At 72.9% G+C, this 25,633-nt stretch carries 19 protein-coding genes and 1 pseudogene; 3 read left to right on the top strand and 17 right to left on the bottom strand.

Features of this window, described 5'->3' with window-relative positions; genetic code table 11:
* Window positions 1-206: 206 nt before the first annotated feature.
* The 3 genes from QFZ64_RS13835 to QFZ64_RS13845 all read right to left on the bottom strand — a co-directional run bounded on the left by QFZ64_RS13835 (window position 207) and on the right by QFZ64_RS13845 (window position 2,927).
* Complete coding sequence (locus QFZ64_RS13835; RefSeq protein ID WP_307065541.1) at window positions 207-1,886, bottom strand: beta-N-acetylhexosaminidase; 1,680 nt, start codon at window positions 1,884-1,886, stop codon at window positions 207-209.
* A 163-nt stretch (window positions 1,887-2,049) separates the two neighbouring features.
* Window positions 2,050-2,325, bottom strand: a complete 276-nt coding sequence (locus QFZ64_RS13840; protein WP_307065543.1) for a DUF3039 domain-containing protein — start codon at window positions 2,323-2,325, stop codon at window positions 2,050-2,052.
* Between the two features lie 29 nt (window positions 2,326-2,354).
* Window positions 2,355-2,927 carry a YqgE/AlgH family protein gene (locus tag QFZ64_RS13845; protein ID WP_307065545.1) on the bottom strand — a complete coding sequence of 191 codons (573 nt, stop codon included), beginning with the start codon at window positions 2,925-2,927 and terminating at the stop codon, window positions 2,355-2,357.
* A gap of 357 nt (window positions 2,928-3,284) precedes the next feature.
* Between QFZ64_RS13845 and murA the strand changes: the two genes are divergently transcribed.
* Complete coding sequence (gene murA / locus QFZ64_RS13850) at window positions 3,285-4,631, top strand: UDP-N-acetylglucosamine 1-carboxyvinyltransferase (protein ID WP_307065547.1); 1,347 nt, start codon at window positions 3,285-3,287, stop codon at window positions 4,629-4,631.
* A gap of 166 nt (window positions 4,632-4,797) precedes the next feature.
* On the opposite strand, the gene QFZ64_RS13855 is transcribed toward murA, so the two are convergent.
* From QFZ64_RS13855 to QFZ64_RS13895, 9 genes are all read right to left on the bottom strand, one after another.
* The gene (locus QFZ64_RS13855) at window positions 4,798-5,079 is read right to left on the bottom strand and encodes an HU family DNA-binding protein (RefSeq protein ID WP_307065549.1); all 282 of its coding nucleotides are present in this window, start codon (window positions 5,077-5,079) and stop codon (window positions 4,798-4,800) included.
* Between the two features lie 485 nt (window positions 5,080-5,564).
* Complete coding sequence (locus QFZ64_RS13860; RefSeq protein WP_307065551.1) at window positions 5,565-6,980, bottom strand: NAD-dependent malic enzyme; 1,416 nt, start codon at window positions 6,978-6,980, stop codon at window positions 5,565-5,567.
* 564 nt (window positions 6,981-7,544) lie between these two features.
* Entirely contained in the window at window positions 7,545-9,890 is a 2,346-nt protein-coding gene (locus QFZ64_RS13865) for a UvrD-helicase domain-containing protein (RefSeq protein ID WP_373430603.1), read from the bottom strand.
* Between the two features lie 298 nt (window positions 9,891-10,188).
* Window positions 10,189-11,010, bottom strand: a complete 822-nt coding sequence (locus QFZ64_RS13870; protein WP_307065553.1) for an anti-sigma factor — start codon at window positions 11,008-11,010, stop codon at window positions 10,189-10,191.
* Complete coding sequence (locus QFZ64_RS13875) at window positions 11,007-11,603, bottom strand: sigma-70 family RNA polymerase sigma factor (RefSeq protein WP_307065555.1); 597 nt, start codon at window positions 11,601-11,603, stop codon at window positions 11,007-11,009. Before QFZ64_RS13875 ends, QFZ64_RS13870 begins: the two co-directional genes overlap by 4 nt.
* Window positions 11,604-12,013: 410 nt before the next feature.
* On the bottom strand, window positions 12,014-12,619 hold the full coding sequence (locus QFZ64_RS13880; protein ID WP_307065556.1) for an ABATE domain-containing protein: 606 nt from the start codon (window positions 12,617-12,619) through the stop codon (window positions 12,014-12,016).
* Between the two features lie 331 nt (window positions 12,620-12,950).
* The gene (locus QFZ64_RS13885; RefSeq protein WP_307065558.1) at window positions 12,951-14,096 is read right to left on the bottom strand and encodes a uroporphyrinogen-III synthase; all 1,146 of its coding nucleotides are present in this window, start codon (window positions 14,094-14,096) and stop codon (window positions 12,951-12,953) included.
* Between the two features lie 144 nt (window positions 14,097-14,240).
* Window positions 14,241-15,605: a nitrate/nitrite transporter gene (locus tag QFZ64_RS13890; protein ID WP_307065560.1), complete on the bottom strand. Its 1,365-nt coding sequence runs from the start codon at window positions 15,603-15,605 to the stop codon at window positions 14,241-14,243.
* 133 nt (window positions 15,606-15,738) lie between these two features.
* Window positions 15,739-15,870 carry a hypothetical protein gene (locus tag QFZ64_RS13895; RefSeq protein ID WP_307065562.1) on the bottom strand — a complete coding sequence of 44 codons (132 nt, stop codon included), beginning with the start codon at window positions 15,868-15,870 and terminating at the stop codon, window positions 15,739-15,741.
* Window positions 15,871-15,902: 32 nt separating this feature from the next.
* On the opposite strand from QFZ64_RS13895, the pseudogene QFZ64_RS13900 reads away from it, so the two are divergent.
* Window positions 15,903-15,980, top strand: a pseudogene (locus tag QFZ64_RS13900) (DUF397 domain-containing protein); the annotation flags it as partial.
* Between the two features lie 89 nt (window positions 15,981-16,069).
* Here the strand turns inward: QFZ64_RS13900 and QFZ64_RS13905 are convergent.
* From QFZ64_RS13905 to QFZ64_RS13925, 5 genes are all read right to left on the bottom strand, one after another.
* The gene (locus QFZ64_RS13905; RefSeq protein WP_307065564.1) at window positions 16,070-17,188 is read right to left on the bottom strand and encodes a saccharopine dehydrogenase NADP-binding domain-containing protein; all 1,119 of its coding nucleotides are present in this window, start codon (window positions 17,186-17,188) and stop codon (window positions 16,070-16,072) included.
* A gap of 206 nt (window positions 17,189-17,394) precedes the next feature.
* Window positions 17,395-18,894: an acyltransferase gene (locus tag QFZ64_RS13910; protein ID WP_307065565.1), complete on the bottom strand. Its 1,500-nt coding sequence runs from the start codon at window positions 18,892-18,894 to the stop codon at window positions 17,395-17,397.
* A gap of 56 nt (window positions 18,895-18,950) precedes the next feature.
* Complete coding sequence (locus QFZ64_RS13915) at window positions 18,951-21,212, bottom strand: glycosyltransferase (RefSeq protein ID WP_373430604.1); 2,262 nt, start codon at window positions 21,210-21,212, stop codon at window positions 18,951-18,953.
* The gene (locus QFZ64_RS13920) at window positions 21,212-22,177 is read right to left on the bottom strand and encodes a hypothetical protein (protein ID WP_307065568.1); all 966 of its coding nucleotides are present in this window, start codon (window positions 22,175-22,177) and stop codon (window positions 21,212-21,214) included. The genes QFZ64_RS13915 and QFZ64_RS13920 overlap by 1 nt, the downstream gene beginning before the upstream one ends.
* An 838-nt stretch (window positions 22,178-23,015) precedes the next feature.
* A complete protein-coding gene (locus tag QFZ64_RS13925; RefSeq protein ID WP_307071693.1) occupies window positions 23,016-24,029 on the bottom strand; it encodes a LysR family transcriptional regulator in 1,014 nt (337 codons plus the stop codon).
* A gap of 92 nt (window positions 24,030-24,121) precedes the next feature.
* Between QFZ64_RS13925 and QFZ64_RS13930 the strand changes: the two genes are divergently transcribed.
* Window positions 24,122-25,567, top strand: coding sequence for an MFS transporter (locus QFZ64_RS13930; RefSeq protein ID WP_373430605.1), 1,446 nt, complete (start codon window positions 24,122-24,124; stop codon window positions 25,565-25,567).
* Window positions 25,568-25,633 lie beyond the last annotated feature (66 nt).

Raw genomic sequence — 25,633 nt, forward strand, 5'->3', positions numbered from 1 at the left:
GGGTGGGTGCGGGGTGCGGGTTTCGGCCGTGGGGGGCGGGCCTTTTCTCGTCGCCCCCGCCGCCCTCGCCCTTCCCGTCCCTGCCAAGGGGCGCTGCCCCTTCGACCCCGGACGTGCGGGTGGGCGGGGCTTCTCGCGCCCACGCGGCGGAGCCGCATGTCGGCACAGCCCCGCGCCCCTTGGGGCACGCCCCCGGCGGGTCCCCCCTAGCGGGGGCGGCCCTCCACCCCTGGGCGGCGCTGCCAGGGATGGGGGCCCTGGGGCGGGCGGTAGGCGACACCCAGGGCGTCGAGGCGGGCGTAGTGGGTGGTCATGCGGGCGTCGAAGTCGGCGAAGTCCCGTTCGGCGGGCGGCGGCAGCGGGGACCAGAGGGCCTCGGCGAACGCGGCGAGGCGGGGGAACGCCTGGTAGTCGACGCGCCCCTGGTCCTCCATCACCTCCGTCCAGACGTTGGCCTGGGCGCCGAGGACGTGCCGGGCCTGGTCCGGGGTCAGTTCCGGGGGAACGGGCGCGAACCGGTAGACGTCCTCCAGGGTGCGCACGAAGCCGATGGGCACGGGCTCGTCCGGGCCGGGGTCCTGACGGTGGTCCAGGTACACCTGCTGCTCGGGGCACATGACGACGTCGTGGCCGGCCCGTGCGGCCGCGACACCGCCCTCGTAGCCGCGCCAGGAGGAGACCGCCGCGCCGGGCGCGAGGCCGCCCTCTAGGATCTCGTCCCAGCCGATGAGGCGTCGGCCGCGGGCGGCGAGCCAGTCGTCGAAGTGGCGGACGAACCACGCCTGGAGCCCGTCCTCGCCGTCCAGCCCCCGTTCCCGGATGCGCGCCTGCGCGGCCGGTGAGCGGCGCCACTGATCCTTGGGGCACTCGTCCCCGCCGATGTGGACGAACCGTGAGAAACCGGAGTACGGCACCGCGTCCGGCGGGAACAGCTCCAGGACCTCCTCGAACACCTCCTCGTAGAAGCGGAGGACGGTGTCGGTGGGGGCGAGCACGTTGGGCGAGATGCCCCAGTCGTCCCAGACGGTGAGGGAGGAGGTGTCGACGACGTCCGTGCTGCCGAGTTCCGGGTACGCGGCGATGGCGGCCTGGGAGTGCCCCGGGATGTCGATCTCGGGGACGACGGCGATGTGCCGGGCGGCGGCGTACGCGACGATCTCGCGGATGTCGTCCCGCGTGTAGAAGCCGCCGTGCGGTTTGTCCTCCCACAGGGGCGAGGCGCGGTGGCCGAATTTGGTACGGGTCCGCCAGGAGCCGACCTCGGTGAGGCGGGGGTGGCGCCGGATCTCGATGCGCCAGCCCTGGTCGTCGGTGAGGTGGAGGTGGAGGACGTTGAGCTTGTGCGCGGCCATCAGGTCGACGTAGCGCAGGACGCCGTCCTTCGGCATGAAGTGCCGGGCCACGTCCAGCATGAGCCCGCGCCAGCGGAAGCGGGGGCCGTCCTCCAGGGTGACGGCCGGGACCGGCCAGTGGCGGCGCGCGGTGACGGGGGCACGGCGGAAGGCCTCGGGTCCGAGGAGCTGACGCAGGGTCTGCGCGGCGTGGAAGAGCCCCGGTTCGGCGGCGGCGGTGAGGATGACGGAGTGGGGCGTGGTGCCGATGCGGTAGCCCTCCGGGCCGCCGAGCTCCCCGGCCAGGTCGGGCGCGAGGGTGAGCCGGACGCGGGTGCGGGCGGGGCTGCCGGGGGTGTGCGGCGACAGCGGGAGGCCGAGGGCCGCGCCGAGGGTGCCGCGCAGCCAGTTCGCGACGGCGGTGGTGCCGCACGGCTCCTCGATCGTGGTGTGCGGGTCGAGGACGGGCGTGCGGGTGGGCGCCGCGGGCACGGCGTGGCGAGGGGCGGGGACGAGGGCGGGGGTCGGTGCGGGGGGTGGTGAGGGGTGGTTCATGCGGTCGCCTCCCAGGGCCGGGGCGGCGGCCCCGTCGAAGAGGGCCGTGGCGGCGGGGTACGCCCCCGCCGTCCCTACCCCTCCCCCGCACCCCCGACGCCCGTCACCCGGAGGTCACGACGCCCGTCGTCCGTCGCCCGGAGGTCACGACGGCCGGGTGGCGCTACTTGTCGCCGTCGCCGTCGCCGCCGCTCTCCATGGACTCGTAGATCTCCTTGCACATGGGGCACACCGGGTACTTCTTCGGGTCCCGCCCCGGGACCCACACCTTGCCGCACAACGCCACGACGGGCGTGCCGTCGAGGGCGCTCGCCATGATCTTGTCCTTCTGGACGTAGTGCGCGAAGCGCTCGTGATCGCCGTCGCCGTGCGACACCTGCGGCGTCGGCTCGACGAGGGTCCCCGTACCGGTCCCGCGCTCGGGCTCGAGAGTGCTCATGCGGCCAAGGGTACTGAAACGTGGCGGGTTCAGTTGAGCGACGGGTCGTCCAGATATGTGGCCACCATCGCCAGCTCGCTGCGCTGCCGCCGCAGCACCTCGCGCCACAGCGTCTTCGGGGACGGCGAGGAGACGTCTCCGGGCTCCGACTCGACGACGTACCAGGCGCCGTCCGAGAGCTCGTCCTCCAGCTGGCCCGGTCCCCAGCCCGCGTACCCGGCGAAGATCCGCAGCGAGCCGAGCGCCGAGGCCAGCAGCTCCGGCGGGGCCTCCAGGTCGACGAGGCCGATCGCGCCGTGCACCCGCCGCCAGCCCAGCGGGGTCCGCTCGCCGGAGCCGCCGCCGGGGATGACCGCGACGCCGAGCGCCGCGTCGAGAGAGACGGGGCCGCCCTGGAAGACGACTCCGGGCTCGCCGGCGAAGTCGGCCCAGGCCTCGAGGATGTCGCCCACGTCCACCGGGGTCGGCCGGTTGAGGACGACGCCGAGCGAGCCCTCCTCGTCGTGGTCGAGGAGGAGCACCACCGCGCGCTCGAAGTTCGGGTCCGACAGGGCCGGCGTGGCCACGAGCAGCCGCCCGGTGAGCGAGGACACCTCGGTCATGCCAGACATGATCCCGCATCTTCCCCGGCGTGGGGAGGCAATCCGGGTACGCGGCCGGGGGGCCGGCCGGGGCGCAGGGAAGCGGCCCCGGCGCACGGGCGGGGCGGGTATGGTTCCGGCCACGTTCCAGCCACCCGGACGCGCAGCTTCCGGTTGCCGGGACGCGCACCTCCGGCCGCCGCGGACGGATGCCTTCCGGCCGTCCGCCGGTCACCCCGAGTCGCCGTGCACGCACGCCCCGTGTTGTGGCGAATCCATGACCTGCCGGGCGGCCCTCGGGCTTACTGCAGGCGGGTCCCCGGCCATTACGCTTGCCTCTTCGGCCCTGCCTCCCTCACTCACCGGAACGCGAGATACATGACCGTCAACGGCAATGACGACGTACTGCTTGTCCACGGCGGAACCCCGCTGGAGGGCGAGATCCGTGTCCGCGGTGCGAAGAACCTCGTACCGAAGGCCATGGTGGCGGCCCTGCTCGGCAGCGCGCCGAGCCGGCTGCGCAACGTCCCCGACATCCGCGACGTCCGCGTGGTGCGCGGACTGCTGCAGCTGCACGGCGTGACGGTGCGGCCCGGCGAGGAGCCCGGCGAACTGGTGCTCGACCCGACGCGGGTCGAGAGCGCGAACGTCGCCGACATCGATGCCCACGCGGGGTCCTCGCGCATCCCGATCCTGTTCTGCGGTCCGCTGCTGCACCGGCTGGGTCACGCGTTCATCCCGGGTCTCGGCGGCTGCGACATCGGCGGCCGGCCCATCGACTTCCACTTCGACGTGCTGCGGCAGTTCGGCGCGAAGATCGAGAAGCGGGCAGACGGGCAGTACCTGGAGGCGCCGCAGCGGCTGCGCGGTACGAAGATCGCGCTGCCGTACCCGTCGGTGGGCGCCACCGAGCAGGTGCTGCTGACGGCCGTGCTCGCGGAGGGTGTCACCGAGCTGTCCAACGCGGCGGTCGAACCGGAGATCGAGGACCTGATCTGCGTCCTGCAGAAAATGGGCGCGATCATCGCGATGGACACCGACCGGACGATCCGCATCACCGGTGTCGACGCGCTCGGCGGCTACACCCACCAGGCACTGCCGGACCGCCTGGAGGCGGCGTCCTGGGCGTCCGCCGCGCTCGCCACCGAGGGCAACATCTACGTCCACGGGGCCCAGCAGCGGTCGATGATGACCTTCCTCAACACCTACCGCAAGGTGGGCGGGGCGTTCGAGATCGACGACGAGGGCATCCGGTTCTGGCACCCGGGCGGGCAGCTCAAGTCCATCGCGCTGGAGACGGACGTGCACCCCGGCTTCCAGACGGACTGGCAGCAGCCGCTGGTCGTCGCGCTGACGCAGGCCACAGGGCTGTCGATCATCCACGAGACGGTGTACGAGTCGCGGCTCGGGTTCACCTCGGCGCTGAACCAGATGGGCGCGCACATACAGCTCTACCGCGAGTGCCTCGGCGGGTCGCACTGCCGGTTCGGGCAGCGCAACTTCCTGCACTCGGCGGTCGTGTCCGGCCCGACGAAGCTGCAGGGCGCGGACCTGGTCATCCCCGACCTGCGGGGCGGGTTCTCGTACCTGATCGCGGCGCTCGCCGCGCAGGGGACCTCGCGGGTCCACGGCATCGACCTCATCAACCGCGGCTACGAGAACTTCATGGAGAAGCTGATGGAGCTCGGCGCCAAGGTGGAGCTTCCGGCCAGGTCCCTGGCCTGACCCCGGTCCCGGGCCGTGGTCCCGGGCCCCGGTCCCGTGACCCTTCTGATCTCCGCCGCGCGGGCGCGGCGCACACGTCGCTGGGGCGGCCCCGGATCCCGGGGCCGCCCCAGCGGTGTCTGTCACGGTGCCGCGCGCCGTTCTCCGGCCCGCGGGATCGGCAACGTCAGTTGCCCTTCGCGGCTTCCTTGAGCTTGCTGCCCGCCGACACCTTCACGCTGTAGCCGGCCGGGATCTGGATGGGGTCGCCGGTCTGCGGGTTGCGCGCGGTGCGAGCGGCACGGTGGGTGCGCTCGAAGGTCAGGAAGCCGGGGACGGTGACCTTCTCGTCGCCCTTGGCGACGATCTCGCCGACCGTCTCGGCGAAGGCGGCCAGAACGGCGTCGGCGTCCTTGCGGGTCACCTCGGCGCGGTCGGCCAGCGCGGCCACCAGCTCACTGCGGTTCATGTTCTTACTCCCGTGTTCTTCTTGCCATGGAGGCGTGCCACGCGGCCAGGCCGCATGTCGGGCACGGCGAAGCCGATGCTGCCAGGGTCCCCGGTGAGTCCCCGGACCCGGGTCCGTCGCCAGACCCTCGCGCCCAGGGAGGCATCCTGCCCCTACCTGCGGCGGTAAAGCCAATCCGGCACCCGCATGAACGGTGAGAACACCCCCGCGTGTCACACGAAGAGCGGCCCCCGGCCACCGGCCGACGACCCGCGTTCCCCCCGCTTCCCGGATGCTGGGTTTCAGCGTTTCAGCGTTTCAGCGTTTCTGCGTTTCAGCGTTTCAGCGTTTCCGCCTGTCCGCGTTCCCGGGCGATCGGGCGGGCCCGGACCGGCCGCCACCCTAGGCGGCGGTCCCGGCCCGTCTGCCCCGCGACGCGCCGGGTACACCCCCGCCGTGGTCATCGTCACAGCGGGGGCACGGAACGTACCGGACCTCCGGATACGTCAGGCGGTGACGCCCGCGGCCTTCGCCGCGTCACGGACCGCCCCGGCCACCGCACCGGCGACCTTGTCGTTGAAGACGGACGGGATGATGTAGTTCGCGTTGAGCTCGTCCTCGCTCACCACGTCCGCCAGGGCCTTCGCCGCGGCCAGCATCATCTCGGTGTTGACGGTGCGGGACTGGGCGTCCAGCAGGCCGCGGAAGACGCCCGGGAAGACCAGCACGTTGTTGATCTGGTTCGGGAAGTCCGAACGGCCGGTGGCCACCACCGCGGCCGTCTGACGTGCGACGGCGGGGTCGACCTCGGGGTCGGGATTCGCGAGCGCGAACACGATCGCGTCGTCGGACATCGCGGCCACGTCGTCGCCGTCCAGGACGTTGGGGGCCGAGACGCCGATGAAGACGTCGGCGCCGCGCACGGCCTCCTTCAGGGTGCCCGTGAGGTTCTCCGGGTTGGTGTTGTCCGCGATCCAGCGCAGCGCCGAGTCGGGGGCGGCGTCCACCAGGTCCTCGCGGCCCGCGTGCACGACGCCGTGGATGTCGGCGACGACGGCGTTCTTGACCCCGGCCGCCAGCAGCAGCTTCAGGATGGCCGTGCCGGCCGCGCCCGCGCCGGACATGACGACCCGCACGCTCTCCATCGGCTTGCCGACCACGCGCAGCGCGTTGGTCAGGCTGGCCAGCACCACGATCGCGGTGCCGTGCTGGTCGTCGTGGAAGACGGGGATGTCCAGGGCCTCGCGCAGCCGCGCCTCGATCTCGAAGCAGCGCGGGGCGGAGATGTCCTCCAGGTTGATGCCGGCGAAGCCCGGGGCGATCGCCTTGACGATCTCCACGATCGCGTCGGTGTCCTGGGTGTCCAGGCAGAGCGGCCAGGCGTCGATGCCCGCGAACCGCTTGAACAGGGCGGCCTTGCCCTCCATCACCGGCAGCGCGGCCTTGGGTCCGATGTTGCCCAGGCCCAGCACGGCCGAGCCGTCGGTCACGACGGCGACGGAGTTGCGCTTGATGGTCAGCCGGCGGGCGTCCTCGGGGTTCTGCGCGATCGCCATGCAGACCCGGGCCACGCCGGGGGTGTAGATCATGGAGAGGTCGTCACGGTTGCGGATGGGATGCTTCGACGCCATCTCGATCTTGCCGCCGAGGTGCATCAGGAACGTACGGTCCGAGACCTTGCCCAGCGTGACGCCCTCGATGTCGCGCAGCCGCGCGACGATCTGGTCGGCGTGCGACGTCGAACTCGCCGCGATGGTGACGTCGATGCGGAGCTTCTCGTGACCGGAGGCGGTCACGTCGAGGCCGGTCACCGAGCCTCCGGAGGACTCCACCGCATTGGTGAGCTGCGAGACGGCCGTTCCGCTCGCGGGCACCTCCAGCCGGATGGTCATCGAGTAGGAGACGCTGGGCGCCGTTGCCATGGCCGACTTCCTCTGCTTTCACCGTGTATAGGCGTAGTGCGGTGACCGCGGCCGCCCGAACGGCCCTCTTCCGGGGGCTCGCGCGGCCGCGTCCGCGCGTGGTATGCGCGTGCTGTGCCGTCCGATCGTCGCACCTACCGCGGAGTACGCGGTAGCCGCCCTCGATTGCGAACGTTGTGTTCGTGGACACGTTCACCGGAAACCTCGCGGCCGGAGCACACTCGTCCGGGAAAACACCGCGAGATACGGGTTTCGGCAAGGAAGTCCCGAGCAGGGAATTGCCGTACGGGAATCGTTTGTTACCTTGGACGTGGCACCGGCTCGATCCAAGCCCCCGGGCCCAACCTTAGTCGCTTCGAGCGACCACTTGCCGCGAGGCGAGCATGGCGGGCCGGTGTCATAGACGTAGCGGGAACAAGCACAGGAGAAGGGCCCGTACCGCACGGTACGGGCCCTTCTTCCGTTCCCGGGCCCCTCTCCGGTTCCCGGGAACTGCCCCGTTCGCCGGGCGTACCCGGGTACAGGGCCTGTACCCGGGGACCGGCCTGTACCCGGGGACAGGCCTCAGTCCCGCAGCAGGTCCGGGACCCCGTGCGCGTCCGGCTCGTCCCGGTCGCCGGAGACGACGGTGAGCTGCTGGGTCGCCCGGGTCAGCGCCACGTACAGCACGCGCAGCCCGGCGGGCGACTCGTCGGCGATCTCGGCGGGTGAGACGACGACCGTGGCGTCGTACTCCAGTCCCTTGGCCTCCAGGCTGCCCAGCGCGACCACGCGGTCGCCGAGCCCGGCCAGCCAGCGTGCCGCCTCCTCGCGCCGCCGCATGGCGACGACGACGCCGACCGTGCCGTCGACCCGTTCCAGCAGCCGGGCCGACTCCTCCCGCACGGTTGCCGCGAGCGACTCCCGCACGGCCGTGAAACGGGGTTCGACGCCGGTGGAGCGGACCGCCGACGGGGCCGTCGAGCCGGGCATGGCCAGGGCCAGGACCCGGGCGGCCAGGTCGGCGATCTCGGCGGGGTTGCGGTAGTTGACGGTGAGGGTGAAGCGGCGGCGGGGCCGGGAGCCGAGGGCCTCGTCGCGGGCGGCGGCGGCCTCGTCGGGGTCGGACCAGGAGGACTGGGCGGGGTCGCCGACGACGGTCCAGGTGGCGTGCCGGCCGCGCCGGCCCAGCATCCGCCACTGCATCGGCGTGACGTCCTGCGCCTCGTCGACGATCACGTGCGCGTACTCGGTGCGCTCCTGCGCCAGCCGTTCGGCGCGCTCGCGCTGGGACTCCTCGCGCACCGGCATCAGCTCCTCCAGGCCGGTGAACTGGTCCAGCGGGTCCGCCTCGCGCCTCCTGCGGGGGCGGGCGGGCACGCCGAGGATCGCCTGGAGTTCGTCGAGCAGGGCCACGTCGTGCACGGTCAGCCCGTCGCGGCGCAGGGACTTGGCGATCCGGCGGACCTCGCCGGGGTTGAGGACGCGCCGGGCCCAGCGGCCGAGCCGCCGTTCGTCGGCCATGGCCGCCAGCACCCCGCGCGGGGTCAGCTCGGGCCACCAGGCGTCGAGGAACTCGGTGAAGGGGTCCTCGGTGGAGACGTCCTCGTCGAAGGAGGAGCGCAGTTCGGCGGCGAGCTCGGGGTCGGTGTGCCGGGACCCGGCGCCGGACTTCGCCCACAGCGCGTCCAGGAGCAGCCTGCGGGCACGCGGGCGCAGCAGGTTGACGGGGGCGGTGCCGCCGAGCGCGGTGCGGCGGATGTCCTCCAGCTCGCGCGCCTCCAGCTCCAGCCGGCGGTTGAAGGCGACGACCCGCAGCCGGTCGGGGGCGCCGCCGCCCTCCAGGGCGCCGCCGCCCTCCAGGGCGCCGCGGGCCGCCCTGCGCAGTACCGTCAGCATGCGCAGGGAGCCCTTGACGCGGGCGGTGGCCGGGGTGTCGTACAAGGCGGCCTCGGCGCCGTCGACGAGGGAGCCGAGGGCGCGGATGGCGACCTGGCCCTCCTCGCCGAGCGAGGGCAGCACGCCCTCGGTGTACGCGACGAGCAGTGGGGTGGGCGAGACGACGAGGATGCCGCCCGCGTAGCGGCGCCGGTCCTGGTAGAGCAGGTACGCGGCCCGGTGCAGCGCGACGGCCGTCTTGCCGGTGCCGGGCCCGCCCTCGACGTAGGTCACCGAGGCGGCGGGGGCGCGGATCACCAGGTCCTGCTCGGCCTGGATGGAGGAGACGATGTCCCGCATCGAGTGCGTACGGGCCCGGCCGAGCGCGGCCATCAGGGCGCCGTCGCCGATCACGGGCAGCTCGCGGCCGTCGAGGTACGCGGTCAGCTCGGGCCGCATCAGGTCGTCCTCGACGCCGAGGACGCGCCGCCCCTTGGAGCGGATGACCCGGCGGCGTACGACCCGGCCGGGGTCGACCGGGGTGGCCCGGTAGAACGGGGCCGCGGCGGGCGCCCGCCAGTCGATGACCAGCGGCGCGTAGTCGGCGTCGAGCACGCCGATGCGGCCGATGTGCAGGGTCTCGGCGATGTCGGCGGTGGCGTCCTCGCGGACGGCGCCGTCGGCGGGCTCGACGGCGGTGTACGCGCCGTCGGGGCCCTTCTTGCCGTCCTTGCCGAGGAGCAGGTCGACTCGGCCGAAGAGGAAGTCCTCGAACTCGTTGTTGAGGCGGTTGAGGTGGATGCCGGCCCGGAAGACCAGCGCGTCGCGCTCGGCGAGGGCGCCGGGCGTGCCGACCTGGCCGCGGCGGGCCGCGTCGTGCATCAGGAACTCGGCCTCGTGGATCTTCTCCTCGAGGCGGTGGTAGACGCGGTCGAGGTGCCGCTGTTCGACGAGGATCTCCTGGTCGCGCGCGGAGTCGGCCGCGGTGTCGGTGTCGCGTGCGGTGTCGCCTGCGGCGGGCTTGATGTGCGGCGGTTGAACCTGAGCGGCCACCGGCTCCCCTTCTGACGTGCTGAGCAGCCGTCCACCGTACGCGAAGGGGGGCGCGTGCGGCTACGCGCCGGGCGCCCCGGAAGGGTTTCGCCCCCGCCGCCCCTTCCCTTCCCGACCCCGGGGGGCTCCGCCCCCGGGCCCCCGAAAAGATCGCGCGGTTCCCCGCGCCCCTGTCGGGGGCGCTTCTGACAGGGGCGCGGGGCTGTATCGAGGTGCGGCTCCGCCGCGTGGGCGCGAGAGGCCCCGTCGGCCGTCGGCGGAGGACGGACCGAACGGGGCCGGGCCCAGAGCGGAGCCCCTACGCGTCGACCTCGACCAATCGTTTGCCGTCGAAGGTCATGACCTCGAAGTGGTCGATGTCGTTCGGTTTGAAGGCCGCGCCGCCGCGGACGTACAGCGGCTGCTTCGCCTCCTCCGCCTTCGCGTTCGCGATGCCGTAGCCCCAGTTCGGGACCGACCACGAGCTCACCGTCTCGCGTTCGCCGTTCTTGCCGACGGCGATCAGCGAGCACTTCTGCGGGCCCTTGACGTTCTTCAGCTGCAGGACCGCGTCGGTGCCCCAGTCCTTCTCCTGCATCGCGACGACCGCGCTGACGGCCGTCCCGGCGTCCGTGTGCGACACCTTGTCGTCGATGCTCTGGAACGCTTCCTTCGCGGCGGCCGGTGCCGCCTGTGCCGTCGAACCGCCGCCGTCGTCGCCGCCGTTGACCGCCAGCACGGCGAGGGGGCCGCCGATGACGAGTGCCGCCGCGGCGGCCACCAGGTAGAAGCCGCGGCGACGCTTGAGCGCCCGCTTCTCCGACACCTCGTCGACCAGGCGTTCCACGAGGCGTGGGCTGGGCTTCGCGGAGAGGGACTCGCCGATCGCGGGGGTTCCGGCACCGGGCAGGTCCGCCAGCGCGGCCAGCATCGGTTCCATTCCGGAGAGGCTGTCGAGCTGCTGTCCGCACCACTCGCACGTGGCGAGGTGGGCCTCGAACTCGGTCGCCTCGGCGTCGTCGAGGATGCCGAGGGCGTACGCGCCGACCGTCTCGTGGATGTTGTCGTCCCCGGAACCGCCGCGTGGACCGTGCACGGAGCCGGGGGAACCGGATCCGTATCCCCCGTAGATGTTGCTCATGCCGTCACCCCGCGCTCCTCGAGAGCCAGCTTCATCGACCGCAGGGCGTAGAACACCCGTGAGCGCACCGTGCCACTGGGTATTCCGAGCGTTTCGGCCGCCTCATTGACCGTACGCCCCTTGAAGTAGGTTTCGACCAGGACCTCCCGATGAGCAGGGGTCAGGTCGTCGAGCGCGTCCGACAGTGTCATCAGCCACAACGCCTTGTCGATCTCGTCCTCCGCGGGGATGACCTCCAGCGGCGACGGGTCCACCTCCTGCGGCCGGGCCTGCCGGCTGCGGTGGCCGTCGATGACGATGCGCCGGGCGACCGTCACCAGCCAGGGGCGTACCGAACCGGTCGCTCGATTCAGCTGACCGGCGTTCTTCCAAGCACGGATGAGCGTTTCCTGCACGACGTCCTCGGCACGCTGCCGGTCACCCGCGACCAGACGCAGCACATAGGCGAGCAACGGTCCCGCGTGTTCCCGGTACAACGCACGCATCAGCTCCTCGTCCGGTTCGGTCGAAGAACTCGACGCGGACGGAGCCATGCGATGTCGGGCCCTTGGCCTTCGTTCATCAGCCACGGCGGAATCCTTGCGCACGCCCACCTCCGATGTCCGGGGGTTCCCCCAGTCGGTCGCTCACATCCGGGTACGTGGGCGGGTGTCGTTGTGTTCAACGTGACAGCACGATTTTGTGACGGGAGGTGTGGGAGCTCACGCCAGTGGGCATCCATTTCACCCGCTACGGGACATTCGACCGTCGCCACCGGGAGACACAGGTCACAGGGGCGTCTTAATCACTTCGTGATGCACGGAAATCCGTACGTGAAAATTCGGCCCGGCCCGTGTGGAGGAAATGTCGAGACGGCGTGTCCGGGTCGTACGGACTCGTACGACCTCGTGCGATCTCGTACGGCTCGTGCGACCTCGGACGTGCTCGTGCGGGCTCGGACGTGCTCGTGCGGGCTCGTACCCGGTCGCGGTGAGGGGCACGTTCGTCGAGGCCGTACAGGGGTTCAGGCGCGGGCCAGGGCCGCGCGGCGGCGGTGGCGGGCGACGCGTTCGCGGTTGCCGCACATCTCGCTCGAACACCAGCGGCGGCGCCGGCCCCGGGAGGTGTCCAGGTAGACGAGGGGGCAGTTGTCGCCCTCGCAGCGGCGCAGCCCCGCACGGGCGACGGGGTCGGTGAGCAGGTCCAGGGCGTCCCGGGCGAGGACGGCGAGCAGCGCGGCGCAGGTGGGAGGTGTCCGCAGCGCGCGGACGAGGGTGCCGTCGGGGGCGCGGAGCGCGTGGGGCGTGGGGGGCTCCTGGCGGGCGCGGGCGTTGAGGTGGGCGAGGGCGAGGGCGAGGTCGTCGGCGGGGCCCCCGTCCGGGCGGAGGCTCGCCTCGATCAACCGGGCCGTGCGGTCGCGCAGTTCACGGAACGGGGGGAGCCAGGTGGTGTCGACGTGGGTGAGCGGGGTGCCGGGCGGGACCAGGGGGGTGGTGGTGATCCAGGTGCGCAGGGAGGCGGGGGTGAGGAGGTGTTCGGCGGGGTGCGTGGTGGCGAGGAGGTCGAGGCAGGGGCGGCCGGCGTCGAAGCGGGGGGTACCGGCGCCGGCGCCGGTTGTGGACGGGAGCATGGGGGTCACCGCCTAGGGCCTGTCGTTCGGATCAGCTCGCAGACACGGGGTCCGGCACGCACATCTGCGGCGTTGTCGTCACTCGCCGACGCTCCGCGTCGACTCCCTCCTCCGCCTTGCGGCTGCACGCACCAGACCCCGCTCACGGTGCTGGATCGGCGCCGTCGGCCCCCTGCGACCTGATCCGAACGACAGACCCGGAGGGCCGGGGCGCGCCGGTCCTTCTACAGTGCCCGTCGGGAAGCGGGACGGGAACCCCCCGGGACGGGCGGGGGTGTTCCCCGCCCCGGCCCGTCCCGGCCCGCCCCGGGGAGTTCCCTCGCTCCCGTCCTCAGCGGGCGCAGTCCTCGGCCGTGTCCAGGGAGAGGCGATACCCCCGCTTCACCACCGTCTGGATCAGGTGGGGCGTGGCCAGTGCCGCCCGCAGGCGGGTCATCGCCGTCTCCACGGCGTGTTCGTCGCGGCCCGTGCCGGGCAGGGCCCGCAGCAGGGTGGCGCGCGGGACGACCCAGCCCGGGCGGTGGGCGAGGGTCCGGAGCAGGGACATGCCGGCCGGCGGCACCGTCCGCAACTCCCCGTCCACCAGCACCGCGTGGCCGCGGATCTCCAGCCGGTGCCCGGCGACGGGGAGGGTGCGGGCGCGGGCCGGCAGCTCGCGGCACAGGAGCTGCACCAGCGGGCCGAGCCGGAACCGCTCGGGCTGCACCGTCGGCACCCCGCGCTCCTGCAACGGCACCGCGGTGACCGGTCCGACGCACGCGGCCAGGACGTCGTGCCCCAGCACGGCCAGGACGTCGTCGAGCATCCCGCGCCGCTCCGCGCGGGAGAACAGGGAGGCGGCGGCGGGCGCGCTGGTGAACGTCAAGGCGTCTATCCCGCCCGCCACCGTCGCGTCGAGCAGCCGGTCCAGGGGGCCGATGTCCTCCGGCGGCATCCACCGGTACACCGGCACCCCGACCACCTTTGCCCCGCTCTCCCGCAGCGCCTCGACGAAGCCGGGCAGCGGTTCGCCGTGCAGTTGGACGGCGATGCGGCTGCCCTCGACGCCCTCGTCGAGGAGCCGGTCGAGCACCTCGGCCATCGACTCCGACGAGGGCGACCACCGCTCCGTGAGCCCGGCGGCCCGTACCGCCCCCTTGACCTTGGGCCCGCGGGCGAGCAGTTCGACGTCGCCGTCGCGGAGCAGGGCGAGGAGTTCCTCGCCGAGCCCCCAGCCGTCGGCGGCCTCGACCCAGCCGCGGAAGCCGATCGCCGTGGTGGCGACCACCACGTCGGGTTTCTGGCGCAGCAACCCCTTGGTGGCGGCGAGGAGTTCGCCGTCGTCGGAGAGCGGCACGATGCGCAGGGCGGGGGCGTGCTGGACGACGGCGCCGCGCCGTTCGAGCAGCGCGCCCAGCTCCTCCGCCCGGCGCGCGGCGGTCACGCCGACGGTGAACCCGGCGAGCGGTCCGTGCGGTGACTGCTGCTGATCGTCCATGGCTCTCGTTCCGTGCTCGTTCGCTGCTCGTCCCGTGCTCGGTCGGCGTACCGGGCCCCCGTCCCTCTCCGCCCGCGTTTCGAGCCTGCCAACACCGCGTGACGGTACCGGTTCGGTCCGGTGTCGCCCGTGTTACGTCCTGCCTCACACCTCAACGTAGCTGAGCTGGGCCTTCGGGTCCGGGGCCGCGGTGTCGCGGGCCGGGCCCGCCGGGCGCCGAAGGTATACGGCCCAGGTGAGGCCGAAGCAGAGGGCGTAGAAGGCGAGGAAGGCGGCGAAGGCGCCGGTGCCGGAATCGTAGGAGAGGAAGGACTGGCGGAAGGCGAGATTGATGCCGACGCCGCCGAGCGCGCCCACCGCGCCGATGAGCCCCATCGACGCGCCGGAGAGCCGGCGCCCGTACGCCGCCGCCTCCTCCCCCACGAGCCCCTCGGCCAGGGCCTTGGCCCGGAAGATGCCGGGGATCATCTTGAACGTCGACCCGTTGCCGAGCCCGCTGAGCACGAACAGCACGACGAACACGGTCACGAACAGCGGCAGCGACCCGGCGAGACCGGCCGCCAGCAGGCCCGCGGTGGCCGCCGCCATGCCGACGTAGTTCCACAGGGTGATCCGCGCGCCGCCGTAACGGTCGGCGAGCCTGCCGCCGAGGGGGCGGACCAGCGAGCCCAGCAGCGGGCCGATGAAGGTGAGGTACGCGGCCTGCAACGGCGTACGCCCGAACTCGTTCTGCAGCACCATCCCGAAGGCGAAGCTGTAGCCGATGAACGAGCCGAACGTGCCGACGTAGAGGAAGGACATGATCCAGGTGTGGACGTCCCGCGCGGCGTCCTTCGCGGCACCGGTGTCGTTCTTCACGGAGGCCAGGTTGTCCATGCGCAGCGCGGCGAGCACGGCGGCGAGCAGGATCAGCGGGATGTAGATGCCGAGCAGCAGCCGCGGACCACCGCCCGCGCCGATGAGCGCGAGCGCGACGAGCTGGATCACGGGCACGCCGATGTTGCCGCCGCCCGCGTTGAGGCCGAGGGCCCACCCCTTCTTCCGCAGCGGGAAGAAGGCGTTGATGTTGGTCATGGAGGAGGCGAAGTTGCCGCCGCCGACACCGGCGAGGAGGGCCACGAGAAGGAAGGTCGTGAAGCCGGTCCCGGGTTTCATCACCACGAACGCGGCGATGGTCGGGACGAGCAGCAGGCTCGCGGAGATCACGGTCCAGTTCCGCCCCCCGAACACCGCGACGGCGAAGGTGTAGGGGACGCGGGCGACCGCGCCGACGAGAGTGACGACCGAGGTCAGCAGGAACTTGTCGGCGGGGGTGAGCCCGTACTCGGGCCCCATGAACAGCACGAGCACGGACCACAGGGTCCACACGGAGAACCCGATGTGCTCGGACAGCACGGAGAAGAAGAGGTTGCGGCGGGCGATCCGTTCCCCCTTCTCCTCCCAGAACGCCTCGTCCTCCGGATCCCAGCGCTCGATCCAGCGGCCGGCTTGGGTGCTCGGACTGGTCATCGTGCCTCCACTGTCGGTGCCGGCCTCCGACGCTAGGCACACGGCGTTTCACGCCTGTGGCAGCACGTCACCACAGAGGAACGTTGCGCTCACGCGGCGCGGCGGTGGCTTGAGAGGCCCTCGGCCCGCCGCGTCACCGCGCGCCCCTCTCGAACCACAGCAGCTTGCCGCCGCCCCGCCCCAAGAGGTCCCCGCTCAGCGGGCCGTGCTGGACCATCTGGACTCCTGCGCGCTTGCCCAGCCGCAGTCGCGCGACTCCGTTCACGGTCTGGCACAAGAGATCTGAGAGGACCGACGATGCACGACATCGAGTGGCAGAAGTCCACCTACAGCGGTGACGGCTCGGACTGCGTCCACATCGCCGCGGCGGCCCCCGGCACCATCCTCCTCCGCGAGAGCGACGAACCCGAGGACCGCGTCCTCACCACCGCCCCCCTCCGCCCTGCGGCAGCTCATACGCTCCCTCACGTAGCACCGTCCGTCAGGAACTGGGCTCCCGCCGCCTCCGCCAGTCCCGGGCCGAACAACGTGGCGGGGGTTCGTGCGCCCGGGGTGGCCTCGCCGCGGGCCAGGCGGGCCGCGACCTCCGCGGCCACCGCCGTCGTGAACTCCATGGCCTCGCCCGTGCGCAGCCACGCCTCGTGGGTGGTGCCGTCGGGCCAGGTCGCGCGGGCGCGGGCCCAGGAGTGGGGGCGGGGGGCCGCGCGTTCGGTGGCGCGGACCCGGGCGAGCCGCCGCTTCGCCGCGTTGCCGATCGCCGGGCGGGCCAGCAGGGCCGCCGCGAGGGGCAGGAGCGCGCGGACCACCAGGGCGCTCGGGATCTCCGTGTTGCCTGCCGTCACATACGGGGCGCCGCTCGCGCGGTGGGCGGCCTCCAGGTCACCGGACGGCAGCGCCATGGCCCGGACCGCGGAGCCGTCCGGCAGGGTGAACCTCTCGACTCCGCCGCCGGTCCGGGCGCGGACGAGACGGCCTCCCTCGTAGCGGCGGCCGCCGACCGTGGCGCCGTCGACCAGGCTGGCCGCCAGCGCCTCGCCGAGCAGGCCGGGCTCCGTGCGGACCGACGGCACCGCGTCCACCCGCAGCCGCTCCGCCGGCGGCCTGCCCTCGCACACCTTGCGTACGGCGCTTTCGGTGGCGCACACGCCGAAGCCGGCACCGGGGACCAGGGTGCTGCCGCCCGCCACCGCCTCGTCGTGCAGGTCGAGGACCTGGCGGATCGACGTGAGTTCGTTGGAGAGGTCGAGGTAGTGGGTGCCCGGCGGACAGGCGCGGATCAGCGGGACCGCGGTGGAGGTGAACGGGCCGATCGTGTTGACGATCACGGTCGGCGCGCTGCGCGCCAGTACCGCGGCCGTCTCCTCCACCGTGCCGGCCACGACGGTGCGCGCGTCCCCGCCCACCTCTCCGGCCAGGTCGCGCAGGCGGCCGGCGTCGCGGCCCACCAGGACCAGGGCGAGGCCGCGCGCCGCCAGCAGCGCGGCGATCGCCCGGCCGGTGCGGCCGGTCGCGCCCAGGATCCAGATGCCGCCGCCGTCACCGGCCGGCCCGGTTTCCGTTTCGGTCCCCGTCTTCTCCGACACCCTGACCGCCGTCCTCTCACCGCTTCGTTCCGTCGTCCTCCTTCAGGATCGGAGCGGGTGGCCCACTGCGTCCAAAGCCTGTTTCGCACGGGCCGATACGGTTCGGGCATCGCGCCAGGTCGGAGAGCCGGGCCGGGGAATCAGAAGGGCGGTAGGGCAGCCGGGAGTCCGGCTGCCCCGCAGCGCGTGCGGCGGCGGCTCCACCGTCAGGCGGGGTGGCCCGCCGACCGGGAGCCGGCCGCCCTGGCCCGCCCCTTCCCGGCCCCGTTCGGCCACAGCCTCGGCCGTCGCCTCGCCGCCAGGTCCTCCATCCACCCGAAGGCGACGATCGCCACCGCGAGCATCGGCCAGACCAGGACGAACGGCCAGTAGTCGTATGTGGAGTCGAGCATCGACACCGCGCCCTCGCTCTGCATGAACGGCAGCTCGTAGGCCTTGTCGAGGATCGGGAACGTGAACGCGATCAGCAGGTTGTGCCAGAGGTAGATCGTGACCGCGCGGTTGTTCGACAGGGTCACCAGCCTGTCCCACCTGGCCAGCCTGCCCGGCAGCTCCTGCCACGACGGGGAGTACTGGAGCAGGATGGCCACGAACCCGAGCGACCAGGCCGCCTGCACGAACGGCATCTCGTCCAGGTTCCAGCCCTCGTCGCCGAGGTGGCCCGAAGCCCACCACAGGGCGAAGGCCATCACGAAGGCGGAGCCGGAGACGACGGCGTAGCGGGGGATCCTCTTCAGCATGCCGTCGTGGTGCGCGAACCCGAGCACCCAGCAGCTCCCGTAGACCGCGAAGTCCGTCACGGCGTTGCCGGTCTCGCCCGGGATGCTCACGAGACCCGCGTCGATCAGCACCGTCAGGCCCAGCGGCGCGAGCAGTGTCGGCCACGGGAAGCGGCGGAACGCCCACAGCAGCAGCGGGGAGGCGACCACGAACCAGAGATACGCGCGCAGGTACCACAGGGGGCCGGCCGCGTCGTCCGGCCAGGTGGCGCCGAGGATGCCGGTGGAGTCGCTGCCGAGTTCGGCCGGGTACGGCGGGGCGCCGACCGGGACGATGTACTCCAGCAGCTTCACCAGTCCGGCGAAACCGGAGCCGAGGTCGGGGTCCTTGGTGGGGTTCCAGCCGCCGCCGACGATCATCATCGTCAGCAGGACGGCCGCGAACAGCCACATCGGGGGCAGCAGCCGACGCAGCCGGCCCCGGATCACGCTGACCGCCGGGCGCTTGAGCGATCGGGCCATCAGCGAGCCCGCCAGGGCGAACATGACGCCCATGGAGGGGAACAGGATCGTCAGCCAGGCCCACCCGAAGATGTGGAACGCGACGACGCGGACCAGGGCGAGCGAGCGCAGCAGGTCCAGGTAGCGGTCCCGGCCGGGCTTCCTCGACGGGGGCGTTCCCGGGGCGGCCTCGGTCTCGGCCTCCGTCGTCGCCGCCTTCCCCGCCGTCGCCGCCGTTCGCCGGACCGGGAAGCCGTCCGTGAGCGGGCCGGCCGCCGACGCCGGGACCGGGTCCGTGACAAGCGCCGGGTCCGTCGCCGGGTCGTACGTGTCCGCACCCGCGACCGGGGCACCCGCCCACGCCTCCCGCCCGGCGGCCGAGGCGCGCGTCCAGGAGTCCGGGCCGGCGTCCGAACCGGCGTCCGGACCACCGTAGGCGGGCCCCCCGGACGCCGCGGAACCCGCCGGCCGCCGCCGGTCCCCCACACTCGCGCCTTCCCCGTACGATCCAGCGCCGGACGCGCCCCTACCCTCATGTGCCGTCATCCGACGGGCCTCCGTTCACTGCCGGCACCGCTGCCGCTGCCGACACCGCTGCCGCTTCGCTCACCCGTGCGCTGCTGCGGGATGACGCCCGGTGCCTCCACGACGCCCGTACGCCGCAGTTTCTGCCAGCGGAGCCGGCCGCCGGTGAGCGCCGTGGCCCAGGAGCGGAGCAGGACCACGTACATGAGCTGCCGGTAGAGGATCTGCTGGAGCGGGAGCGAGACGAGGTGCCGCGTCTTCTCGCGGTCCAGCCGGAACGCGTACGCCGCGCAGACCCCCTGGATCGCCATGACGCCCAGCCAGGCCACGATCGTCTTCTGGGTGGGGCCGAAGACCACCCCGTACACCAGGAAGATGTCGATCAGCGGCGCCAGCAGCGGTGCCACGACCATGAACAGGGAGACGAACGGCAGGCCGACGCGGCCGAAGCGGCCCGAGGGTCCCTTGTCGACGAGCGCCCCGCGGTGCTTCCAGATCGCCTGCATCGTGCCGTACGACCAGCGGTAGCGCTGCGACCAGAGCTGCTGCACGGACTCCGGCGCCTCGGTCCAGGCGCGCGCGTCCTCCGCGTAGACCACGCGCCAGCCGTCCCGGTGCAGGGCCATGGTGACGTCGGTGTCCTCGGCGAGCGTGTCGTCGCTCATGCCGCCCACCCGCTCCAGCGCGCTGCGGCGGAAGGCGCCGACCGCGCCGGGGATCGTCGGCATGCAGCCGAGGAGGTCGTACATCCGGCGGTCGAGGTTGAAGCCCATCACGTACTCGATGTGCTGCCAGGCCCCGATCAGCGAGTCCTTGTTGCCGACCTTCGCGTTGCCCGCGACCGCGCCGACCTTCGGGTCGGCGAACGGCTGCACCAGCTCGCGCACGGTGGCCGGTTCGAAGACCGTGTCACCGTCCATCATCACGATGATGTCGTACCGGGCGTTGGCCAGGCCCCGGTTGAGCGCGGCCGGCTTGCCCGCGTTGAGCTGGCGCACTACCCGTACGCCGGGCAGGTCCAGGTCCTCGACGATGCGGGCGGTGCCGTCGCTGGAGCCGTCGTCGATGACCAGCACCTCGATGGGATGGTCACTGGCGACGAGCGAACGCACCGTGTTCTCGATGCACTTGGCCTCGTTGTACGCGGGCACCAGCACGCTGACCGGTTCGGTGATCGGCCCGTCGGGACCCCAGCGAAAGCCCTTGCGGCGCACCCGGCGGGCGTGCCGGCCGGAGAGCAGCAGCATCAGGGCGAAGCGGGCGAAGACCAGGAAGCCGACGACGGCGAGGCAGACGACCATCGCGTCGGTGATGCCGTCGGAGGCCTGGACGAGGAAGACCCATGCCCGGCCCTTCCACAGTTCCGCGCCGCCGACCGGGGTGTGGGCGCTGGGTGCGCCGAGCGCGTCGGTGAGGTTCTCGAACCGGTACCCCTTGGCCCGCAGTTCGGGGAGGAACCGGTCGAGCGCCTGCACGGTCTGGTGCCTGTCGCCGCCGGAGTCGTGCATCAGGACGATGGCGCCCTCGCCGTCCTTCGGGGTGGCGTTCTCGATGATCCGGTCGACGCCCGGCTTCTGCCAGTCCTCGCTGTCGGTGTTGTTGACGACGGTGAGATAGCCGAGCGAGCCGACGTACTCCGTCACCGGCCAGGACTTGTTGTCCATGGCGTCGGCGAAGGAGGAGTACGGCGGCCGGAACAGCGAGGTCCGGATGCCGGCGGCGCCCTCCAGGGCGAGCTGGTTCTGCGAGAGCTGCCAGTCGATGCCGCTGTGCGACTTGTAGGAGAGGTCGGGGTGGTTGAAGGAGTGCAGCCCGATCTCGTGGCCCTCGTCGACGATGCGCCTGACCAGGTCGGGGTGTTGCGAGGCCATCGTGCCGGTGATGAAGAAGACCGCGTGCGCGTGGTGCTTCTTCAGCACGTCGAGCACCTTCGGGGTCCAGGTGGGGTCGGGGCCGTCGTCGAAGGTGAGGACGAGCCTGTGCCGGGGCACGCTCAGCGTCGACGCCTTGCCGTTGCGGGTGTCGATGACCGGGCCGCCGTCGAGGATCCTGTCCGGCACCTGGTCGGTGGCGGCCTCGGGGCGGACCCGGTAGTCGGCGAGGATCTCGCTGTGCACGTAGCCGCGCAGCAGCAGCATCGCCGTCATGGCGAGCAGCAGCGCGGCCGGCAGGAAGAAGCGCATCGGCAGCCGGACGCGGCGGGCGTCGACCTTTCGCGCGCCGGTCTGGGAGTGGGCGTCGCCCCCGGAGGAGCGGCGTCGGTCGGAGCGGCGTGCCATCAGAGGGTGGTCTCCGGAGACTGGGCGGGCGGGGCGGCGGACGGGCCGTCGGCCGCGACGGGGGTCTGGGCGGCGGGTCCGTCGGCGGCGTTGTCGGTGGTGCCGCCCGCGGCGCCGGGCCCGACGGACGGGGAGGGGTCCGGGGAGGTGACGGCGGAGGTGGTCGGGGACGGGGAGGCGGGCGGGTTGTCGACGGTGCCCGTGCCACCGCCGCCGGTGCCCGGGTCGGTCTTGGTGCCGCCGCCGGACGACTTCTTCGTGGTGGAGGCCGACGGCTTGGGCTTCTTGCCGGAGGTGCCCGGCTTCTTGCTGCTGCCCGCGGAGACCCCGGGCGAGGCGGAGGCACCGACGGGCGGGGCGGCACCGCCGGTCGGGCCACCGGGGTCGGCGCTGACGCCGGGAAGGACACCACCGGTGACCGCGGACGGGGCGGCGGAGTGCGAGGGACGGGAGGAGGTCTCGACCTTGTTCGCCGGAGCCTTGTCGGCCGCGCCGGGGATGGGCACGGGGACCCAGGGCGCGGCGGAGTTGCCGGACAGCAGGGTCGCGACGATCACGACGGCGTAGAGGCCGCAGGCGATGCCGACGGCGATGCCGATGCGGCGGAAGCGACGGCTGCGGCGGCCCGACTCGTCGACGAAGACGGGCCCGTCGGAGTCCTTGCCACCACCGTCGGCGACGGGGCCGGTGGGTCGCCCCGTCCCGGCGGCTCCGGGAGCCGTGCCGGGCGCGGGCGTACGGCCGCCGTCCAGCCGCCGGCCGACGCCGTCGAGCTGCACGGTGACCTCGTGCGGGTCGTGGTTGCGGCCGGGCTCGCCGGTGCGCTCCCAGGCGGGGCGGGGGCCGGCGCCCTTCGGCGGGCGGGGCGCGGGTGCGGGTGCGCCGCCGGGCGTGGAGGGGGTGCCGGTGGTGCGGGAGGCACCGGGGACCGGCTCGGGGAGGACGGCGGTCCCCGGCTCGGACACCCCAAACATGTTCATGTCAGACGTCACACGTGTCACTGGTGCGGACGCCTCGACCTGGTCCTTTTTCGACAACGGGCGCGTCTCGGGCTCGGCGGGCGCGGCGGTCACGGAGGGCCCGGGTCTGCCTCCTGGCACTCCGGCTCCCGGCCGCGGCGAGAGACGGCGGGTCGACGAAGGTGTCGGCGGACGGCCCGGCACAGGAGCCGCCGGACGTGCCGACGGACGTGCCGTGTCGAAGGGCGCGAGCAGATCCGCCCCGACGGACGCGGAGTCCGGCGTGACCCCCGAGGCCGTGCCCGGCACGGAGTCCGGCGCGACACCCGACGCCTTGCCCGGCGGCCCGGAACCCTCGTCGAGCGCCGCGGCGCCGGCGCCAGGGCCCCGCTTCTTGTCGAACCACGACCCCGGCGTACCGGCGGGCTCCTCCGAGGCGCCCGGCTGTCCCGCCTGCCCGCCCTCCGGACGGACCGCCCGCCAGGCGGCCGTACGACCGCCCGCTTCCGGCCAGACGACCGGGCCGCGACTGCCGGGGCCGTCACCGGCCTCGCCGGTTCCGCCCGGCTCCCGTACGGCGGAGCGCTCGGCCGGTTCGTTCGGACCTCCGGCCGTCCCGCCCTGTTCGGTACGGGTTTTCCGCTCGTTCGGTTGGGCGTTATTCCGCCACTTCTCCACGCGCACGTACATCCCCCCAGGGGCATCACACTTCAGGTGGGCGTACGCGTCCGGGCCTACGTACTTACTGTCGGACCGGGCCCCCACCCGGTCCGAGCGCCCCCTTTATCACATTGCGCCCGGGGCACTGAATGTAGCGCATGTGCCCATGTGGTGGAGATCGTTCTCAACGAGAGGTCACCATGACGAGTGCATCCATGGCCGGAATCCAGCCCCCCTCAGGCCGGTCGAGCCACCTCTCCTCGATCGCCAGTTCGGTAACAGAACGCCTGAGTGCATCCAATCCCGGATGAACCGCTCCTTTTCGCCACACGAGTGATACGGGAGACAGCGGAACGGGGTCAACCAGAGGTCGTATGACGGTATGAGGCATGGCCGGAAAGTCCTCCACGGCGAGGACGGGGTACCGGGTCTTCGCCATGATCCGCCGGAACTCCTCGACGCCGACGGCCAGGGGCGCAGGGGGCGCGAGTTCGATACCACGCCCCTCGAACAGGCGACGCGCGAGGTCGGTCCACTCCAGCGTGCGCGGGTTGCCCGCGCCCGCGTACACGGTCTCGCCCGCCAGCGCACGCACCGGCACCTCCTCCAGGTCCGCGAGCGGGTGTCCCTCGGGCAGGAGCACCGCCATCCGCTCGTACCGGACCGGCTGGTGCAGCAGCCGGTCGCGCACCGCGGGGTCGAGCCCGGCGAACCGGCCGAAGGAGGCGTCTACGCGACCGGCCAGGATCTCGCCGGCGGCCCAGGTCAGCCCGGACTCGAAGCGGGCCATCAACTCCAGCTCCGGGACGAGCTCCCGGGCCCGGTCGAGCACCCGCAGCCCGAACAGCCCCGGGCTGTTGACGTCGACGAGCAGCGGCCGTTCGGGCTCCCCGCGCCCGAACGCCGCGAGCAGCGCGCGCTGCGCGTCCAGCACCCGGCGGGCGTACGGCAGCAGGCGGACACCGTCGGCGGTGAGGGAGACCTGCCGGGTGCTGCGCTCGAACAGTTCGACGCCCAGCTCCCGTTCGAGCCGCCGGACGTCCCGGCTGAGCGCCTGCTGGGCGACGTACAGCCGGGCGGCGGCCCGCGTGAAGTGCAACTCCTCGGCGACGGCGACGAAGGCGCGCAGCAGACGGGGATCGAGCGCACGGCCGGAGGAACCGGGAGTGCCCGAGGGACTGGATGGCGTCGCCGACATCGCTGACATCGGGTGAATCTACAACCGAGGTGCGTGAATGACGCCACAACAGGTGTTGGACCCCGGCTCACCGCCGCCGCGACGGTGGACGCGTGCCGATACCGAACCCGGAAGCCCCGGACGCGCCACCCGCCCGAGCCCACCTCACGGCCGCGCCGGCGACCGCGACCGCGCCCCCCGCCGCAACCCCATCCACCGCCCCCGCGGCCTCCACCGCCCCGGCGGCGTCCCCCTCCCCGACCCGGCCCACCTCCGCCACCACCCTCCTCGCCCCCTACCGCACCCTCTTCTCCCGCCCCGGGACCCGCGCCTTCACGCTCGGCAATCTCATGGCACGGCTGCCCTCCGGGATGTTCGGTGTCAGTGCGGTGACCATGATCGCCGGGGCGCGGGGGTCGTACGCCCTGGCCGGTGCCGTCACCGCCACGGGGCTCGCGGCGACCGCGGTGGCCGGGCCCTGGACCGCGCGGCTCGTGGACCGGTACGGCCAGGCCCGGATCGCCGTGCCCGCCGCACTGACCGCGGCGCTCGGCAGCCTCGCCCTGCTGCTCTGCGTGCACTTCGACGCACCCGGGTGGACCCTGTTCGCCGCCTACGCCGCCACCGCCACCACTCCCAACACCGGCGGCATGTCCCGCGCCCGCTGGCAGCACCTTCTCCGCGACGACCCGGCCGCCGCGCACACCGCGAACTCCTTCGAACAGGCCGCGGACGAGCTGTGCTTCATGCTCGGCCCGGTACTCGCGGCCTTCCTGTGCGGCTCGCTCCTTCCCGAGGCGGGCACGCTGGTCGCGGCGGTCCTGCTCATCGCGGGCATCCTGGTCTTCGCCGCCCAGCGCGCCACGGAACCGCCCCCGGCCCGTGCGGGGACCCGCGGCCGCTCGCCCCTGCGCAGCCCCGGGATGCCGGCGCTGCTGCTCACCCTGGTGGCGACGGGCGCGGTGTTCGGGGCGATGGAGGTCGTCACGATCGCGTACGCCGACGCGCGCGGGCACCGCTCGGCGGCGGGCGTGATCCTGGCGCTGCAGGCAGCCGGGTCGTGCGCGGCGGGGCTGGTGTACGGGGCGCTGCGCGCGGGCGGGAAGGGCCCTGCGGAACGTCGGCTGCCGTGGTGCCTGCTGGCGATGACCGGTCTCATGACTTTGCCGGGCGTGTCCGTCCGGACGTCCGGCTCCCTCGTCCTGCTCGCCGTCGCCCTGCTGTTCGCGGGGACGGGGACGGCTCCCACGATGGTGACGGCGATGACCCTGGTCCAGCGCCGCTCCCCGCGGGGCCGCCTGAACGAGGGCATGAGTCTTGCGGTGACGGCACTGCTGGCGGGCATGGCGGGCGGCTCGGCGACGGGCGGCTCGATGGCGGAACACCTCTCACCGCGGACGGGTTACGCCGTGCCGGCGGTGGCGGCGGCCCTGGCTCTGCTGCTCGGGACGGCAGCGAGCCGGGGCCGCCGCTCCGAGTCAGGAAAGGTAGAAACTCTTACCGCTCGACGTGTCGATGGTATTGATGGTGAGGGTCCGGGAGATGTCCCACTGGAATGAGGCTATGTAACCTCCGCCGGCGCTGTCCACGTTGACTTGTTCCACACCGCTGTTGCCGATATTGGC

Origin of the sequence: Streptomyces sp. B3I8, assembly GCF_030816915.1 — a bacterium.
Lineage (GTDB): Bacteria > Actinomycetota > Actinomycetes > Streptomycetales > Streptomycetaceae > Streptomyces.